At 71.3% G+C, this 16,558-nt stretch carries 14 protein-coding genes and 1 pseudogene; 1 reads left to right on the forward strand and 14 read right to left on the reverse strand.

Annotated features, from left to right (window positions below):
* Positions 1-578: 578 nt before the first annotated feature.
* From lepB (ABZ707_RS28080) to proS, 9 genes and pseudogenes are all read right to left on the reverse strand, one after another.
* A pseudogene (lepB, locus tag ABZ707_RS28080) lies at positions 579-1,674 on the reverse strand (signal peptidase I).
* Positions 1,667-2,446, reverse strand: a complete 780-nt coding sequence (lepB, locus tag ABZ707_RS28085) for a signal peptidase I (protein ID WP_360180185.1) — start codon at positions 2,444-2,446, stop codon at positions 1,667-1,669. The pseudogene lepB (ABZ707_RS28080) and the gene lepB (ABZ707_RS28085) overlap by 8 nt, the downstream one beginning before the upstream one ends.
* A gap of 72 nt (positions 2,447-2,518) precedes the next feature.
* The gene (rplS, locus tag ABZ707_RS28090; RefSeq protein WP_360180187.1) at positions 2,519-2,869 is read right to left on the reverse strand and encodes a 50S ribosomal protein L19; all 351 of its coding nucleotides are present in this window, start codon (positions 2,867-2,869) and stop codon (positions 2,519-2,521) included.
* 131 nt (positions 2,870-3,000) lie between these two features.
* On the reverse strand, positions 3,001-3,822 hold the full coding sequence (gene trmD, locus ABZ707_RS28095) for a tRNA (guanosine(37)-N1)-methyltransferase TrmD (RefSeq protein WP_360180189.1): 822 nt from the start codon (positions 3,820-3,822) through the stop codon (positions 3,001-3,003).
* Positions 3,822-4,424, reverse strand: a complete 603-nt coding sequence (gene rimM, locus ABZ707_RS28100) for a ribosome maturation factor RimM (protein ID WP_360180191.1) — start codon at positions 4,422-4,424, stop codon at positions 3,822-3,824. Before rimM ends, trmD begins: the two co-directional genes overlap by 1 nt.
* Positions 4,425-4,628: 204 nt before the next feature.
* Positions 4,629-4,868, reverse strand: a complete 240-nt coding sequence (locus tag ABZ707_RS28105) for an RNA-binding protein (RefSeq protein ID WP_020868149.1) — start codon at positions 4,866-4,868, stop codon at positions 4,629-4,631.
* A 2-nt stretch (positions 4,869-4,870) separates the two neighbouring features.
* On the reverse strand, positions 4,871-5,317 hold the full coding sequence (rpsP, locus tag ABZ707_RS28110) for a 30S ribosomal protein S16 (protein WP_360180193.1): 447 nt from the start codon (positions 5,315-5,317) through the stop codon (positions 4,871-4,873).
* 197 nt (positions 5,318-5,514) lie between these two features.
* Positions 5,515-6,108 (reverse strand): hypothetical protein, encoded by a 594-nt coding sequence (locus ABZ707_RS28115; RefSeq protein ID WP_066950741.1) that lies wholly within the window; start codon positions 6,106-6,108, stop codon positions 5,515-5,517.
* A gap of 219 nt (positions 6,109-6,327) precedes the next feature.
* On the reverse strand, positions 6,328-7,740 hold the full coding sequence (gene proS / locus ABZ707_RS28120; RefSeq protein ID WP_360180195.1) for a proline--tRNA ligase: 1,413 nt from the start codon (positions 7,738-7,740) through the stop codon (positions 6,328-6,330).
* Between the two features lie 210 nt (positions 7,741-7,950).
* On the opposite strand from proS, the gene ABZ707_RS28125 reads away from it, so the two are divergent.
* Entirely contained in the window at positions 7,951-8,817 is an 867-nt protein-coding gene (locus ABZ707_RS28125; RefSeq protein WP_360180197.1) for a methyltransferase domain-containing protein, read from the forward strand.
* A 59-nt stretch (positions 8,818-8,876) separates the two neighbouring features.
* Here the strand turns inward: ABZ707_RS28125 and ffh are convergent, their stop codons facing one another.
* From ffh to ABZ707_RS28150, 5 genes are all read right to left on the reverse strand, one after another.
* Entirely contained in the window at positions 8,877-10,430 is a 1,554-nt protein-coding gene (gene ffh, locus ABZ707_RS28130; protein ID WP_360180199.1) for a signal recognition particle protein, read from the reverse strand.
* 132 nt (positions 10,431-10,562) lie between these two features.
* On the reverse strand, positions 10,563-13,010 hold the full coding sequence (locus ABZ707_RS28135) for a [protein-PII] uridylyltransferase (protein ID WP_360180201.1): 2,448 nt from the start codon (positions 13,008-13,010) through the stop codon (positions 10,563-10,565).
* 17 nt (positions 13,011-13,027) lie between these two features.
* A complete protein-coding gene (locus ABZ707_RS28140) occupies positions 13,028-13,366 on the reverse strand; it encodes a P-II family nitrogen regulator (RefSeq protein WP_360180203.1) in 339 nt (112 codons plus the stop codon).
* Complete coding sequence (locus tag ABZ707_RS28145) at positions 13,363-14,655, reverse strand: ammonium transporter (RefSeq protein WP_360180205.1); 1,293 nt, start codon at positions 14,653-14,655, stop codon at positions 13,363-13,365. Before ABZ707_RS28145 ends, ABZ707_RS28140 begins: the two co-directional genes overlap by 4 nt.
* 335 nt (positions 14,656-14,990) lie before the next feature.
* Positions 14,991-16,466, reverse strand: a complete 1,476-nt coding sequence (locus ABZ707_RS28150) for a hypothetical protein (RefSeq protein WP_360180324.1) — start codon at positions 16,464-16,466, stop codon at positions 14,991-14,993.
* Positions 16,467-16,558: the final 92 nt, after the last annotated feature.

Here is a 16,558-nt window from a genome sequence, read left to right on the forward strand (position 1 = left end):
GTCCCGAAACACTGCCGGGTCCCGCGTCGCTCGCGAGCGCGGTCACGGTGACCCCTTCGGTCCCGCCGACCGACTCCGTACCCGTCCCCGGTCCACTCACAGCCACGGCTCCCGTTCCGTCCTTCGGTCCGGTCCCGGCCTTCGGTTCCGTATCCGTCTCAGATTGTGCACCGGCCGCCGGCTCCGCACCGGCCACGGTGTCGGTCCCGGCCCTGGTCTCCGTGTCGGCCGCAGGCTCGGTACCGGCCGCGTCCGCCCGGGGCCCGGCCTCGGCCGGGGTCTCCGCGTCGCCCGCCGGCTTGGCGTCGCCCGCCGGCTTGGCGTCGCCCGCCGGCTCCGTACCCGCCCCGGGCTCCGTGGGGGCGGCCGGCTCCGCGCCCGCCTCCGGTGTCGCACCGGCCTCCGGGGCCGTCCCGGTGCCCGGCGTCGCACTCGCCTCGGGCACCGCTGCCGCTTCCGTGACGGCCGCCGGCTCCGCACCCGTCGCCGGGCCGGTCCCTGTCCCGGATCCCGGTCCCGCACCGCTCCCGGCCGCCTCACCGGCCCCGGCCTCAGGTGCTGTCCCGGCCTCCGCGGCCTCACCGCTCGGGGGTTCCGTCGTATCGTCCGTCAAGACGGCGGGCGACTCGGCGAGCTGCTCCTGTCCCTCCTCGGCACCTTCGTGTCCGGACCGTGCGCCGACCGCCACGTCCCCCACATTCACTCCTTAGTCCGTGCGATTACTCCGTGCGACCGCCTGCCCCGGAGAAGAGACAGGCCCACCACTCCCATAACGAGCGGGAGTTCCGCAGGGCGCGGGAGCAGGATCAATCCGTTCAGATCCTGAGAGGAAAGACTATTCGACGGCCCCGCCGCCGTCGTGGGCGCGGCGCGCGCGTCAGGAACGGAAGCGTATGTCCCGGGTTCCTCCAGCCGGCGCCAGTGAGCGAAGGGCCAGGCGATCACGACCGCCCGCCCCACGACCTCGTCCTCGGAGACCGTGCCACGGTACGTGTCGTCCAGATGGAAGCGGGAATCGGCCGAAAGTTCCCGATGGTCCCCCATCACGAAGATCCGCCCGGCCGGGACGACCACCTCGAAGGAGAGCTGTGAGGGCGCGTTGCCCGGGTGGAGGTACGGCTCGGTGAGCGGTGCGCCGTTGACGGTGACCTTGCCGTCCTTGTCACAGCACTTGACGGTGTCGCCGCCGACCGCGACGACCCGTTTGATCAGGTCCTGCTCGTCGGCGGACGGCAGCAGCCCGATAAACGTCAGAGCCTGTTTGACCTGCTTGACGACGACAGGCGAGTCGTCCGGCGGGGTCTGCTCCTCGTGGAGCCAGCCACCCGGGTCCTTGAAGACGACGACATCACCGCGCGTCGGCTTCGAGCCGAACCACGGTGTGAGTTTGTCCACCAGGACGCGGTCACTGATCTTGATCGTCTGCTCCATCGACCCCGACGGAATCACAAACGCCTGTACCAGGAAGGTCTTCAGCACCAGCGCGATCAGCAGCGCCACGGTGATCAGCAGCGGTATCTCCGTCACCGCGGAACGGCGGCGGCGGCGCTTGACCTTGCGGGCGAGCTTGCGCCGCTCGGCCCGGCCCGGCATCGGCCGGCCGCTGGTGGGCCGGGTGCCGGTCGGCAGTCCGGTGTCCGGCCCGTGGCCGGCGGGGCGTCCGCGCTTACCCATGGACGCCGCCCGGATCCCGTACGTCCCGGAAGGCGTCGGTCGGCGGCAGCGAGGACCAGCGGCCCAGCGGCCAGCCGATCCAGTCGACCCGGCCGACGACCTTGTCCACGGGCACCATGCCGCCGCCCGGTTCACCGAGATGGTCCCGCGAGTCACGCGAATTGCCCCGGTGGTCGCCCAGGACCCAGAGCGTGCCGTGCGGTACGACGATGTCGAAGGGGACCCGGGAGGGCGCGTCCCCGAAGTAGAGGTACCGCTCCTCCACCGGGACGCCGTTCACTTCGAGGCTGCCCGCCGTGTCGCAGCAGACCACGTGATCACCGCCCACCCCGACCACGCGCTTCACGAAGTCCGTCTCGGCGGGTCCGGCGAGTCCCAGCGCCGTGGCCGCGCTGTGCAGCGGCCCGGTCACGGGGTTCTCCCCGGCCGGGGACTGGACGAACGACCCGGCGCCGTCGAAGACCACCACGTCGCCGCGGCGCGGCGCGCCGCCGAAGTCGTAGGCCAGCTTGTTGACCAGCACCCGGTCCCCGATCTGGAGCGTGGGCTCCATCGATCCGCTGGGGATCAGGAAGGGCTGCACCACAAAGGTGCTCAGCAGCAGTACGAAGAGCACACAGGCCACACCGGTCAGGCCCGCCCGGCGCCAGGACGGCCCGGAGTCCGGCGCCACCAGGTGTCCGCGGAAACGCGCGAAGCGCGACCGCTCCTCCGGCCCCGCCGGGGGCTGGGAGGAGCGGTCGCGCTCCGCGTGCTGTGCTTCGGTGTCCATCGGGCCCAGAGCTTATCCGGCGGCCCGCTGAACCCGGGTGCGAGTCAATCCCCCGGCCCGGTCGTCGCGCGCTTACTTGTCGCGCTTCTCCTTGATCTTCGCGGCCTTGCCGCGCAGCTCACGGAGGTAGTAGAGCTTGGCGCGACGGACGTCACCGCGGCTCACGAGCTCGATCTTCTCGAAGATCGGGCTGTGCACCGGGAAGGTCCGCTCGACGCCGACGGAGAAGGAGACCTTGCGGACCGTGAAGGTCTCGCTGACGCCCGAGCCCTGGCGGCGGATGACCACGCCCTTGAACTGCTGGATACGGGAGCGGTTGCCCTCGATGACCCGTACGTGGACGTTCACGGTGTCACCGGGGCGGAAGGCGGGGAGGTCGCTGCGGAGCGACGAGGCGTCGACAGTGTCGAGCAGGCTGGCCATGATGGTCTGCTTCCTCGCTGATGCCACAGGTCATCAGCGGTTATCGAAATGAGAGTCTGAGGGTGCCGTTCGCGTCGGGCGGGCGTCGTTCCCCCTGTGGCAGGGGCGCACTCCGGACGTACAGCAGCGGCTCATTCTTCCATGGCCTCGGGCCTGCGCCAAAATCGGCCGCCGGGCTCCGGTGCCCAGCCCATGATGGAGAGGGTCTCGCGGTCCTTCTTGTCGAAGGCCGCGGCGTCGCAGCGCTCGATCAGATCGGGCCGGTTGAGGGCGGTGCGGCGGAACGCCTCGTCCCGCCGCCAGCGCGCGATCCTGCCGTGGTGGCCGCTGAGCAGGACGTCCGGGATCCCGCGCCCGCGCCACTCGGGCGGCTTGGTGTAGACGGGACCCTCCAGCAGATCGGCCATCGCGCCGGGAGCGAAGGAGTCGTCGCGGTGCGACTCGGCGTTGCCGAGGACGCCGGGCAGCAGCCGGGCCACCGCCTCGGTGACGACCAGTACGGCGGCCTCCCCGCCCGCCAGCACATAGTCGCCGATGGAGACCTCGTGGACCGGCATCCGGGTCGCGTACTCGTCGACGACCCGGCGGTCGATTCCCTCGTAGCGGGCGGGCGTGAAGATCAGCCAGGGCCGCTCGGAGAGTTCCACGGCCAGCTTCTGGGTGAAGGGCCGGCCGCTCGGGGTGGGGACGACCAGGACCGGGCCGTGAGCACCCGCCTCGTAGCCGTCCGCCAGCACCTCGTCCAGGGCCTCGCCCCAGGGCTCGGTCTTCATGACCATGCCGGGACCGCCGCCGTAGGGCGTGTCGTCGACGGTGTTGTGCCGGTCGTACGTCCACTCCCGGAGGTCGTGCACGTGGACACCGAGCCGGCCGCGCGCACGCGCCTTGCCGACGAGTGACACGTTCAGCGGCTCCAGGTACTCCGGGAAGATCGTGACGACATCGAGCCGCATCAGTCGTCGTCCCCGCCGGTCGCGCGGTGTCCGCCGGTGTTCCCGCCAGCGGCCTCGCCGTCGAATTCGCCGTCGGATTCGCCGTCGGCCTCGCTGTCGTCGATCAGTCCCGGCGGCGGGTCGATGACGGCCCGCTGCTCCTCCAGGTCGATCTCGGTGACGATCTCCTCGACGAAGGGGATCATGACCTCGCTGCCGTCGGGGCGTTCCACGATGAACAGGTCCTGCGAGGGCAGGTGCGAGATCTCGGTGATCCGGCCGATCTCCGTGCCGTCGGCCAGGACGACATCGAGGTCCATGAGCTGATGGTCGTAGAACTCCTCCGGGTCCTCGGGCAGCTCCTCGGGGTCGATCTCGGCGATGAGCAGCACATTGCGCAGGGCCTCGGCGCCCGTACGGTCGCGCACACCGTCGAAACGGAGCAGCAGCCTGCCGCTGTGCACCCGGCCGGTCTCGATCGTCAGCGGTCCGGCCGACGCCGGGTCCGTGGTGAGCACGGCGCCCGGTCCGAGCCGGAGTTCCGGCTCGTCCGTACGCACCTCCACGGTGACCTCACCCTTGATCCCGTGGGCGCGGCCGATCCGCGCGACTACCAACTGCACGTGAGCCCCTTCTGTGCGGCGCGACCGCCGCCGCTCTCGCGGACGTGTCGTTCGCCGCGGTGGTTCCTCGATGGATGGCCGCGGTCGGGCGGCCGCGCGGTCATGTGCGCACACGGCACGCCGCGGTCGTCCGCGCACACGGCAAACGGGCACGGGCCGGAGAAGGCGGACGCCCTCCCCGGCCCGTGCCGGTGTTCTGCTGTGTCAGCGCACCTGATCCACGTCGACGAGGTCGACGCGGATGCCACGGCCGCCAATGGCGCCCACGACAGTCCGCAGAGCACGTGCGGTGCGGCCGTTGCGGCCGATCACCTTGCCGAGGTCGTCGGGGTGCACCCGGACCTCCAGCACACGGCCGCGGCGCAGGTTGCGCGAGGCCACCTGCACTTCGTCCGGGTTGTCGACGATGCCCTTCACGAGGTGCTCGAGAGCCTCCTCGAGCATGCTCAGGCCTCGGTCGACTCGGCGGCGGCCGAAGACTCGGTACCGGCTTCGTCGGCCTTCTTGTCGGACTTCTTCGCCTTCTGGGTGATCGCCTCACCCTTGGGCTCGTCGCCGGAGTCCTTCAGCGCGGCCTCGAAGAGGGCGCGCTTGTCGGCCTTCGGCTCCGGCTGGAGCAGCGGCGCCGGGGCCGGGAGGCCCTTGTGCGCCTGCCAGTCACCGGTGAGCTTGAGGATCGCGAGAACGGGCTCGGTCGGCTGGGCGCCGACGGACAGCCAGTAACGCGCGCGGTCCGAGTCGACCTCGATACGCGAAGGGTTCTGCACCGGGTGGTACAGACCGATCTCCTCGATGGCCCGGCCGTCACGGCGGGTACGGGAGTCGGCGACGATGATGCGGTAGTGAGGCGAACGGATCTTGCCCAGACGCTTCAGCTTGATCTTGACTGCCACTGGAGTGGTGTCTCCTGGTCTTGACGTGGTTGGGCGCAAAGGGATGCCGCGTGGGGTTGCGGTACCCGATCCGCCCGATGGACGCGTCAGCCGGAGGAGAGAGGGGTCCTGTGCGACTGTCGAGTACGGCTGGCCATTCTGCCACACACCCGCGGCGGGGCATGACCCGGATGAGGGACCGCTCGGGCCCGGGGGACTCAGCTCGCGGCCCCGACCACTTCCGGGATACGGAACGGCTTGCCACAGCCACCGCAGACGATCGGCGCCTGGGCGAGGACGGAGGGGACGACGCGGACGTTCCGGCCGCAGTCGCAGACCGCCTTGACGCGCACGCCGCCGCCGGACGAGCCGTGCCGCGCGGCAGGTCCGCGGAAGCTGCGCTTGGTGTCGGCGGCCGTCGCGACCGTGTGCGCCTTGAGGGCGCGTTGCAGCCGCTCGATGGTGGGGCGGTACCGCCGCTTCGCCTCGGGACTCAGCGAGACCAGGGAAAAGCCGCTGCTGGGATGCGGCTCCTCGGGGTGGTCGAGGCCCATCTCCTCGGCGATGGCCAGGAATCGGCGGTTGTGATATCGGCCCGCGCGCGAGGTGTCGCGGACACCTCTGGCGGCGGCGATGCCGTGGACCGCTTCGTGAAGCAGTCGTTCGAAGGAGAGCTCGGCGCCGCAGGCGGACGACGACTCTCCGATCAGGGACTCTGGCGCGGCAAGATCCGGCAGCTCGGGGTGGGACCGCTGAATATCGGCCCACGCCTGTGCCAGCTCTGCGGCGAGAACAGGTGGTGTCGTGCTCACGTCGTGAATAACGAGCCGGAACGCTCCCGGGTTCCATTACGGGGCATCCCAAATAATTTGCACGTACCCGTCAGTTGCCATTGATGCGTCCGGACGAGGGCGGGTGCGCTGATCTGCGGAGAAGTCTCACAGCTCCGCCCAAGCCGGTACGTAGTGCCTCGTACGCTTCGACGCGTAGCCGATCTACGTACACCGGCTTTTCCTGCGGCAAGAGGGGCTTCAGTAGGCGCGAGCCACGAGGGCGACAGTACCCGGCGCATCATCCGATTCCGGCACCGACCCGTCCTCAGCGACCAGGCACCGTACGGTCACCCCCCGCCCGGCGAGCGCCGCTTCGCCGCCCGGCCCCAGCGCCGCCCACGGAATGCGCGCCCAGCCGGCGCCGGCGGCCTCGGCGGCCTCCTCGACCGTGGAGACCTCGGCGGTACGGGACTCGCGGAACTCCCGGGACTGCCTGAGCAGCAGCGCCTGGTCCTCCTCCAGGATCCCGGGCAGCAGCGCGGCCAGGGCGTCGGTGGCCACCGGCTCCTTGCCGCCGGGGATCCTGCGGACGAGCATCGCGGTGCCGCTCTCCAGGTCCCGGGGGCCGATCTCGATCCGTACGGGCACGCCCTTCAGCTCCCAGTCGACGGCGCGGCGGCCGAAGGGCGTGTCGGTCCTTTCGTCGAGCTGGACCCGGATCCCCGCGGCCCGGAGCCGTTCACCGGTCTCGCGGACCTTCGCGAGCACCGCCGCGTCGTCCTTGATCGCGAGGACCACGGCCTGGACGGGGGCGAGCCGGGGCGGCACGCGCAGTCCGCCGTCGTCGCCGTGCGCCATGATCAGCCCGCCGACCATCCGGGTCGAGGAGCCCCAGGAGGTCTGCCAGACCAGCTCCCGGGTGCCGTCCTTGGACAGATACTCGGTGTGGAAGGCCCGGGCGAAGTTCTGGCCCAGCTCATGGCTGGTGCCCATCTGGAGGGCCTTGCCGTCACCCATCATGCCTTCGAGGGTCAGGGTGTTGATCGCGCCGGCGAAGCGCTCGCCGGCGGTCTTGCGGCCCAGGACGACATCGATGCCGAGGACATTGACCATGAAGTCCGCGTAGACGTTCCGGTGGATGTGAGCGGCGTAGTCCCTGGCGTCCTCGTAGGTGGCGTGCGCGGTGTGGCCCTCCTGCCAGAGGAACTCGGTGGTGCGCAGGAAGACCCGGGGACGCATCTCCCAGCGGACGACATTGGCCCACTGGTTGATGAGCAGGGGCAGATCGCGGTAGCTCTGCACCCATGTGGAGAAGTACTCGTTGACGATGGTCTCGGAGGTGGGCCTGACGACGACCGGCTCGTCCAGCTCCTTGCCGCCGCCGTGCGTCACGATCGCCAGCTCGGGCGCGAAGCCCTCGACGTGCTCGGCCTCGCGGGTCAGATACGACTGCGGGATGAAGAGGGGGAAGTACGCGTTGGCGGCGCCGGCCTCCTTGATGCGGGCGTCCAGCTCCTGCTGCATCCGCTCCCACAGGCCGTACCCGTACGGCCGAATCACCATCGTGCCGCGCACCGGACCGTTGTCGGCCAGTTCGGCCTTGTTGATCAGGTCCTGGTACCAGCGGGGGAAATCGGTCGCCCGAGGGGTGAGAACAGGTGCCTTCGCCATGGCGGAAAGCGTACGGCGACCGGACCGGCGAGACGGAATCATCCGCGTACGCCGGGGCGTGCGCCCGGGGCACGTACGGCTTTGCCCCGCACGCACTGGACGCGGGCACGGATGCGGAGTTTTCTGGCTTACGGGGGATGTGCGCGCGCAGGTACACGGGGGCTGTCAATCAGGGCACTGCCGACCTCTTGGCGGATTGGGGCGCTATCCATGACACGTACGCTCGTCCAGCACCACCGGCTTCCTTCGGGCGCGGCGGGGGCGCCGCCGGACCGTACGGACCTCAGCGAGCGCGCCCGCGACTGGGCCGAGATCCAGGAACGGATGCTGGTGCCCCTCTACGAGGCGGTGTACGAGCGCCTGGAGGTCCGTGGCGGGACGCGGCTGCTCGCGCTCGGCTGCGGCTCGGGGCTCGCGCTGCTGCTCGCCGCTTCGCGCGGCGCGCGGGTGACCGGTGTCGACTCCGACCACGAGCGGCTCGCGCTGGCGCGTGAGCGGCTGCGCGCGCCGGGCGAGCGTGCCAGACCGGGCGGCGCGCCGGCGGTCACCGGCACGCTGGTGCCCGCCGACCGGATGGCCGAGGCCGCCGGGCCCGACCGCCCTCCGTACGACGTGATCACCGCCTTCCAGCCGCTCGGCCACACGGCGGACGGTGTACCCGGGCTCGGGCGGGCGATACCGCTGGCCCGGCGCGGCGCCCCGGTGGTGCTGGCCGGCTGGGGTCCGCCGGAGCGCTGCGCCACGGACGCGGTGCTGCGGATCGGGGGCCGGCTGACGGACCGGCTGCGCAAGGGCGGCCGGCGCCCGGCGCACCGGGACGACCTGGAGGATGTCGCCGCGCGCGCCGGTCTGGAGCCGGACGGCTCGGGGCGGGTCGCCTGCCCCTTCGGCTACGCGGACACGGGGAGCGCGGTGCGCGGACTGCTGTCGACCGGAGCGTTCGACGGGGCGATCAGGGCGACGGACCGGCGGCAGGTGGAGAAGGAGATCGGGGAGGCGCTCCACCCCCATGTCCGGCGGGACGGCACGGTGTGGATGCCCAATGTGTTCCGCTATCTGATCGCGCGTACGCCCTGACCCGCGCGCCCGGCGGGCCGCCTCCCGCCCGCGCCCCCGCCCCGCCGGACGGCGACCCGTCAGCCCATGAACTTCTTGAACTCGTCCGGCAGCTCGAAGTTCTTGTCCTGCTGCCCCGCCGGCAGGCCGAACGCGTTGCCCGACTGCGCCGCCTCCTCGCGCCGGGCCGCCGCCGCCTGCTCCTCCGCCTTGCGCTTCATCGGGTTGCCCGAGCGCTGCTTGCCCTTCGCCTGCTTCTGCTTCTTCTTCGCGCGGCCGGGGCCGCCGCCCATGCCGGGAATGCCCGGCATCCCCGGCATCCCGCCGCCCTGCGCCATCTTGGACATCATCTTGCGGGCCTCGAAGAAGCGCTCCACGAGATTCTTCACCGCGCTGACCTCGACACCGGAACCACGCGCGATCCGGGCCCTGCGGGACCCGTTGATGATCGTCGGCTCCTGGCGCTCGCCCGGCGTCATCGACTTGATGATCGCGGCGGTACGGTCCACGTCCCGCTCGTCGATGTTGTTGATCTGATCCTTGATCTGCCCCATGCCGGGCAGCATGCCGAGCAGCTTGGAGATGGAGCCCATCTTCCTGACCTGCTCCATCTGGGCCAGGAAGTCGTCGAGCGTGAAGTCCTTGCCCTTGCTGCTCGCCAGCTTGGAGGCCATCTTCTCGGCCTCGGCCTGGCTGAACGTCTTCTCCGCCTGCTCGATCAGGGTGAGCAGATCACCCATGTCGAGGATGCGGGACGCCATCCGGTCCGGGTGGAACGCGTCGAACTCGTCCAGCTTCTCGCCGTTCGAGGCGAACATGATCTGCTTGCCGGTGACATGCGCGATGGAGAGGGCCGCGCCGCCGCGGGCGTCGCCATCGAGCTTGGAGAGCACCACGCCGTCGAAGCCGACGCCGTCGCGGAAGGCCTCCGCGGTGTTGACCGCGTCCTGGCCGATCATCGCGTCGACGACAAAGAGGACCTCGTCGGGGCTGACCGCGTCGCGGATGTCCGCGGCCTGCTTCATCAGTTCCTGGTCGATGCCGAGGCGGCCCGCGGTGTCGACCACGACCACGTCGTACTGCCGGGCCCGGGCGTACTCGACGGAGTCCTTGGCCACCTTGACCGGGTCGCCCACGCCGTTGCCCGGCTCGGGCGCGTAGACGGCGACGCCCGCCCGGTCGGCGACGACGGAGAGCTGGGTGACGGCGTTGGGGCGCTGGAGGTCACAGGCGACGAGCAGCGGCGAGTGGCCCTGGCCCTTGAGCCAGAGGCCGAGCTTTCCGGCCAGGGTCGTCTTGCCCGCGCCCTGGAGACCCGCGAGCATGATCACGGTCGGCGGCTGCTTGGCGAAGCGCAGCCGCCGCGTCTCGCCGCCGAGGATGCCGATGAGCTCCTCGTTGACGATCTTGATGACCTGCTGGGCCGGGTTCAGCGCCTGGGAGACCTCGGCGCCGGCCGCGCGCTCCTTGACCTTGGCGATGAAGGCCCGGACGACGGGCAGCGCGACGTCCGCTTCGAGCAGGGCGATACGGATCTCGCGGGCCGTGGCGTCGATGTCCTCCGGGCTGAGGCGCCCTTTGCCCCGGAGGCTCTTGAATGTGGCTGCGAGGCGGTCGGAGAGAGTGTCGAACACGGCGGTCGCGGATCCTCAGGTCGGGGGCGGGCAGGGGGGCTGTCCCGCGCGGTGAGGGACAGACCGTCCCCCAGGGTATCCGGCCGCGCGCGGTGAGGTCCCCCGTGCGGGTGACTGGGCCGTACGGCGGCCTCACCGCAGCGCGGCCTCCACGGTCCGCGCCAGCTCCGCGGCGACCGGCGCCGACAGCGGCCGGCCCCGGTCGGACGTCACATAGAAGGCGTCCACCGCGTTGGCACCCAGGGTCGACACATGCGCGCTCCGTACCCGTACCCGCGCGTCCTCCAGCGCCCGGCCGATGCGGTGCAGCAGCCCCGGTGCGTCCTGGGCCCGGACCTCGATGACCGTCGCGAGCTGTGAGGCGGTCGGCGCGACGGTGACCCGCGGCGGCGGGGCCTGGACGCCGCGGCGGCGCGGATACGCCGCCTCGCGCTCGGCGAGCCTGGTGCGGATGTCGAGCGAGCCGTCCAGGGCGCGTACGAGATCGGCGCGCAGCCTGGCGGCCTGCGGCAGTGAGCCGTACTCGGCGGCCACCCGCCAGCTCAGCAGCAGCACCTCGCGGCGCTCCCCGAGCCCGGTGGGCAGCTCCACGGCGCGCAGGTCGGCCGCCCGGACGGTGAGCCGGTGCAGGGCGAGGACCCCGGCGGCGGCGGGCAGCACGCCCGGCTGGTCGGGCAGCGCGATGAGCAGTTCCACGCCGACCGGCTCCGGCTCCACGTCCTCCTGCGGCGGCTCGCTCTGGGCGTGCAGGGCGAGCACGGGTCCACCGGTGCGCAGCGCCTCGACGGCCAGCCGTTCCTGCTCCGCGCTGGGCTCGGCCGGTTCGGGTTCGGCCGGGGCGTCGCCCGCGAGGACGGCGCCGACGCGGGTCACCAGGTCGTCGACGAGCGAGGCCCGCCAGGACGACCAGGCCGCGGGCCCGGTGGCGAGCGCGTCGGCCTCGGTGAGCGCGTGCAGCAGCTCCAGGGTGCCGAGCGAGCCGACCCGTGCGGCGACCGAGCTGACCGTGGCGGGGTCGTCCAGGTCGCGCCGGGTCGCGGTGTCGATGAGCAGCAGATGGTGGCGTACGACGGTGGCGACGACGCCCGTGTCCTCGCGGTCGAAGCCGATCCGGGTCGCGACGTCGCGGGCGATGACCTCGCCGGCCACGGAGTGGTCGCCGGGCCAGCCCTTGCCGATGTCGTGCAGCAGGGCGCAGACCAGCAGCAGGTCGGGCCGGCCGACGCGGCGGGTCAGCGAGGACGCCTGGACGGCGGTCTCGACAAGGTGGCGGTCGACGGTCCAGGTGTGTACGGGGTTGCGCTGGGGCCGGCAGCGGACCCGCTCCCAGTCGGGCAGGAGCCGGGTGATCAGGCCCTCGGCTTCGAGGGCCTCCCAGACCGCGACGGTCGACTCACCGGCGCCGAGCAGGGTGACGAGTTCCTCGCGGGCCTCGGCCGGCCAGGGCACCGGCAGCGGCTTCGACGCCGCGGCGAGGCGCCGGACGGCGTGCAGCGAGATCGACAGGCCGGCCTGGGCGGCGGCGGCTGCGGCGCGCAGCGGCAGGACGGAGTCGCGTTCGGGGCGGGCGGTGCGGGCCAGCACGACCTCACCGTCCTGTTCGACCACGCCTTCGGCGAGGGGGCTGCGCTCGGGCGCCGGCTTGCTGCCGAGCATGGCCCGCAGCCGGGGGCGTACGGAGCGGGAGCGCAGGACCCGGTTCACCTCGCGCCAGGTGACGTCGGAGGCGTACGAGACCGTGCGCGCCGCCTCGTACACCTGGCGCAGCAGGGCGTCGGCGTCCAGCAGGCCGAGTTCGGCGGCGACCGGGTCCTGTTCCTGGAGGGCGAGCCGGTCGGTGGCGCGTCCGGTCGTGAGATGCAGGGCGTCGCGCGCGTCGAGCAGCACACGGCGGGCGGCGGTGAGCCCTTCGCGGGGCGCGTCCGCGAGCCAGGAGGCGGCGACGGCGCGCAGCGCGGTGGCGTCCCGCAGTCCGCCCCTGGCCTCCTTGAGGTCGGGTTCCAGCAGGAACTGCAGCTCGCCCTGGCGTTCGGCGCGCTCCCGGCACAGTTCGTCCAGTTCGGGGAGGCGCTTGGCCGCGGTGTTGCGCCAGTCGGCGAGTACGGCGGTCCGCACCCGGGTGACCAGGCCCAGGTCGCCCGCGACATGCCGGGCGTCGAGGAGTCCGAGCTGGACCTTGAGGTCGTCGGCCGCCGTCTTCCGGACCTCGGCGGGTGTACGGACGGAGTGGTCGAGGGCGAGGCCGAGGTCCCACACCGGATACCAGACGCGGTCGGCGAGCGCGGCGATCGCCGCGGGCCCGGCCGTGCCATCGTGCAGGAGCAGCAGGTCGAGGTCGCTGCGCGGGGAGAGCTCTCCCCGTCCGTAGCCGCCGACGGCGACCAGGGCCGCGCCGCGCACCCCCGCTTCCTGGGCGGCCGTGCTGAACAGCGCGTTCAGCCAGTCGTCGGTCAGCCGGGCCAGCGCGGTACGGCGCGGCGGCCCTGACTGCGCCTTCTCCTGGAGGAGGCGCAGCCGGGCCGCCGCATAGCCGCTGGGTCCCGAGTCTGCCTGGTCGGTTGTCTCTTCGAGGCTCGTCACCCAGTTGTCCCTGTCTCTCAGAGGGCGTCAGGACCGCGCTCGCCGGTCCTGACCCGGACCGCCGTCTCGACCGGCACGCTCCATACCTTCCCGTCACCGATCTTGCCGGTGCGGGCGGCCTTGACCACCGTGTCGATGACCTGTTCCGCGTCGGCGTCCTCGACCAGAACCTCTATGCGGATCTTCGGTACGAGGTCGACGGTGTACTCCGCACCCCGGTAGACCTCGGTGTGGCCGCGCTGCCGGCCGTATCCGCTGGCCTCCGTGACCGTGAGCCCCTGGACTCCGAAGGCCTGGAGGGCCTCCTTGATCTCGTCCAGCCTGTGGGGCTTCACGACTGCGGTGATGAGCTTCATGCGTCCACCTTCTTGTTCGTCGCCACGGCGGCGAGCGCCTCGTCCTGGTTCGCGGCGGGCACGCTACTACGGCCCGACGGGGAACCTCCCACCGCGCTGTAGTCGTACGCCGACTCCGCGTGGTAGGCCATGTCCACACCGCTGGTCTCGTCGTCCTCGGAGGCGCGGAAGCCAATGGTGGCGTCGACGATCTTGGCGAGGATCCAGGAGACCACGAACGAGTAGGCCATCACCGAGAACGCACCGACGGCCTGCTTGCCGAGCTGCGAGAGGCCGCCGACGCCGTCGATCGCGAGGAGACCCACGAGCAGGGTGCCGATCACACCGCCGACGAGGTGGACGCCGACCACGTCGAGCGAGTCGTCGTAGCCGAGCTTGAACTTGAGGCTGACGGCCCAGGAGCAGACCGCTCCGGCGACGACACCGATGAGCAGCGCGCCGAAGGGGTTGACGGCCGCGCCGGACGGGGTGATGGCGACCAGGCCGGCGACGGCGCCGGAGGCGGCGCCCAGCGTGGTGAACGCGCCGTGCCGGATGCGCTCGTAGATGAGCCAGCCGAGCATCGCGGCGCCGGTGGCGATCTGTGTGTTGAAGGCCATGAGGGCGGCGGTGCCGTTGGCGGCGAGCGCGGAGCCGGCGTTGAAGCCGAACCAGCCGAACCACAGGAGACCGGCGCCGAGGACGACGAGCGGCAGGTTGTGCGGCCGCATCGGGTCCTTCTTGAATCCGATCCGCTTACCGACGACCAGGACGGCGGCGAGGGCGCCGACACCGGCGTTGATGTGGACCGCCGTACCACCGGCGAAGTCGATCACTCCCAGCTTGAACAGCCAGCCGTCGGACTGCCAGACCCAGTGCGCGATCGGGAAGTACACGACGCTGACCCAGAGGGTGATGAAGAGCGCCCAGGCGCTGAACTTCACGCGGTCGGCGAGCGCACCGCTCATCAGGGCCGGGGTGAGGACGGCGAACATGAGCTGGAAGAGGGCGAAGGCGAAGACGGGAATGCCTTCCTTGCCCCCGGTCAGCGTGTCGGCGGTGATGCCCTGGAAACCGACGTGGTCGAAATTGCCCAGCAGCCCGGCGCCGAGATCGTCGCCGAAGGTGAGGGAGTACCCGTAGAGCACCCACAGCACGCTGACGATACCGAGTGAGATGAGGGACATCATGAGCATGTTGAGGGCGCTCTTCACCCGCACCATGCCGCCGTAGAAAAATGCCAGGCCGGGCGTCATCAGCATGACGAGCGCGGCACTGATCAATACGAATGCGGTATCTGCGCCATTCAAAGCCAGCGTCCCCTCGTGGGTCGGAACGGCCCGTGCGGATGCTCAAGCAGGTATGGGCCGACTGTGGTGAGGAGAGTCGCGCAGTGCGGTTTCGGCCAGTGCCGCACGATGTTTCGCGGTCGTGACGAACAAGTCCGGCGTGTTACGGACCGATGAACCGGCGGATCGCGGCCGGCTGCCACGGATACCCTCGCCGGGCATCGTAAACCGGCCGCGGCCGTCACCCTGCTTACCTGGCGGCGGGGGAGCCGTGTCGGACTGTACGGGGTGACTGCCGCGGCCGGAGCTCGGGCGGTACGGGGTCGGAAGGACGCCCGGGAGGGGCGGCGGCCGTCTCAGACGGCCTCCGCGGACTCGGAGAGCTGCGTGGTGAGCAGTTCGGTGAGGTCGGCGATCCCGGCGACATCGCCGAAGTCCCTGGCGGCGATGTCGACGGTCTTGCGGAGCCGGTTGCTGACCCGCTCCGAGCGCACCCGGCCGGCCACCCTCAGGGCTTGCTGGGCCAGCACGGCGGACTGCTCGGGCTCCCTCTTGAGGAGATGGACGGTGGCCATGCCGATCAGATTCAGCGCGTACGACCGCTGGTGCACGTCGTCCTTGCCGAACAGGTCGACGGCGCGCCGCATGACGGGTTCGGCCAGGGAGGCGTACGTGGGGCTGCGGCCGGCCACATAGGCCAGATCGCGGTAGGAGTGGGCGTTCTCGCCATTGAGCTCGGCCTCGGTGAAGAAGCGGATCCAGTCCGGTTCCGGCTCGCCGTCCGCTCCGGCGTCGGAGAAGGTGTCCTCGGCCATCCGGACGGCCCGCCTGCACTTGCTCGGCTGGCCCATGTTGGCGTAGGCGCGCGCCTCCATCGCATACAGCATGGCCTGGGTCCGCGCGGTGGCGCACTCCCGGCTCCCGTACTGCGCGAGGTGGACCAGCTCCAGCGCGTCGTCGGGCCGGCCGAGATGGATCATCTGGCGGCTCATGGAGGACAGAATGTACGAGCCGAGCGGTTTGTCCCCGGCCTCCTTGGCCGCGTGCAGGGCGAGAACGAAGTATTTCTGGGCATTCGGCTGGAGGCCGACGTCGTAGCTCATCCAGCCGGCCAGCTCGGACAGCTCGGCGGCGCACCGGAAGAGCCGCCGGGCGGTGGCCTCGGACTGCGACTCCTGCAGCAGATCGGTCACCTCGTGGAGTTGGCCGACGACCGCCTTGCGGCGCAGCCCGCCACCGCACTGCGCGTCCCACTTCCGGAACATCGCGGTGGTGGACTCCAGCAGTTCCAGCTCCGGCTCGGACAGGCGGGAGGGGCGGTGCGAGGCGACCGGCCTGCCGGGCTCCCGCTGTTCCGGGGGCGGCGCGGGCACCAGCCAGCGCTGCATCGGTTCGACCAGCGCGGGCCCCGCGGCCAGCGCCAGCGAGGAGCCGAGGAAGCCGCGCCGCGCCAGCATCAGATCACTGCGGGAGAACTCGCTGATCAGCGCGACGGTCTGCGGGCCGGCCCAGGGCAGATCGACACCGGAGACCGAGGGCGAGCGGTGCGCCGTGCGCAGTCCGAGATCCTCGATGCCGACGACGGCGCCGAATCGCTCGGAGAACAGCTCGGAGAGAATGCGCGGAATCGGTTCGCGCGGCTGTTCGCCGTCCAGCCAGCGGCGCACGCGTGAGGTGTCCGTGCTGATGTGGTGGGCGCCCAACTGGCGCGCGCGGCGGTTGACCTGACGTGCCAGCTCGCCCTTCGACCAGCCACTGCGCAGGAACCACGAGTCGAGCTGCCCGTTCGTGCGCTTGCCGGTAGCCGTACCGCCTGCGCCGCTGCCGCCCACTGCCAACGCCCCCATCCGCTGAAACCCCTGTCGCGCGAACCGTTGTCGGAATGCCGTGGGCCCTCGCCTCGTGCAGGGAGGATCTCCCCCTC

This window comes from Streptomyces sp. NPDC006923, assembly GCF_040635655.1.
Taxonomy (GTDB): Bacteria; Actinomycetota; Actinomycetes; order Streptomycetales; family Streptomycetaceae; genus Streptomyces.

Bases quoted from the DNA above. Each gene is read 5' to 3' on its own strand.
- ABZ707_RS28140 (WP_360180203.1), bottom strand. From the start codon at position 13,366: ATGAAGCTCATCACCGCAGTCGTGAAGCCCCACAGGCTGGACGAGATC.
- ABZ707_RS28105 (WP_020868149.1), bottom strand. From the start codon at position 4,868: ATGCTCGAGGAGGCTCTCGAGCACCTCGTGAAGGGCATCGTCGACAAC.
- proS (WP_360180195.1), bottom strand. From the start codon at position 7,740: ATGGCGAAGGCACCTGTTCTCACCCCTCGGGCGACCGATTTCCCCCGC.
- lepB (WP_360180185.1), bottom strand. From the start codon at position 2,446: ATGGACACCGAAGCACAGCACGCGGAGCGCGACCGCTCCTCCCAGCCC.
- ABZ707_RS28125 (WP_360180197.1), top strand. From the start codon at position 7,951: ATGACACGTACGCTCGTCCAGCACCACCGGCTTCCTTCGGGCGCGGCG.
- trmD (WP_360180189.1), bottom strand. From the start codon at position 3,822: ATGCGGCTCGATGTCGTCACGATCTTCCCGGAGTACCTGGAGCCGCTG.
- rplS (WP_360180187.1), bottom strand. From the start codon at position 2,869: ATGGCCAGCCTGCTCGACACTGTCGACGCCTCGTCGCTCCGCAGCGAC.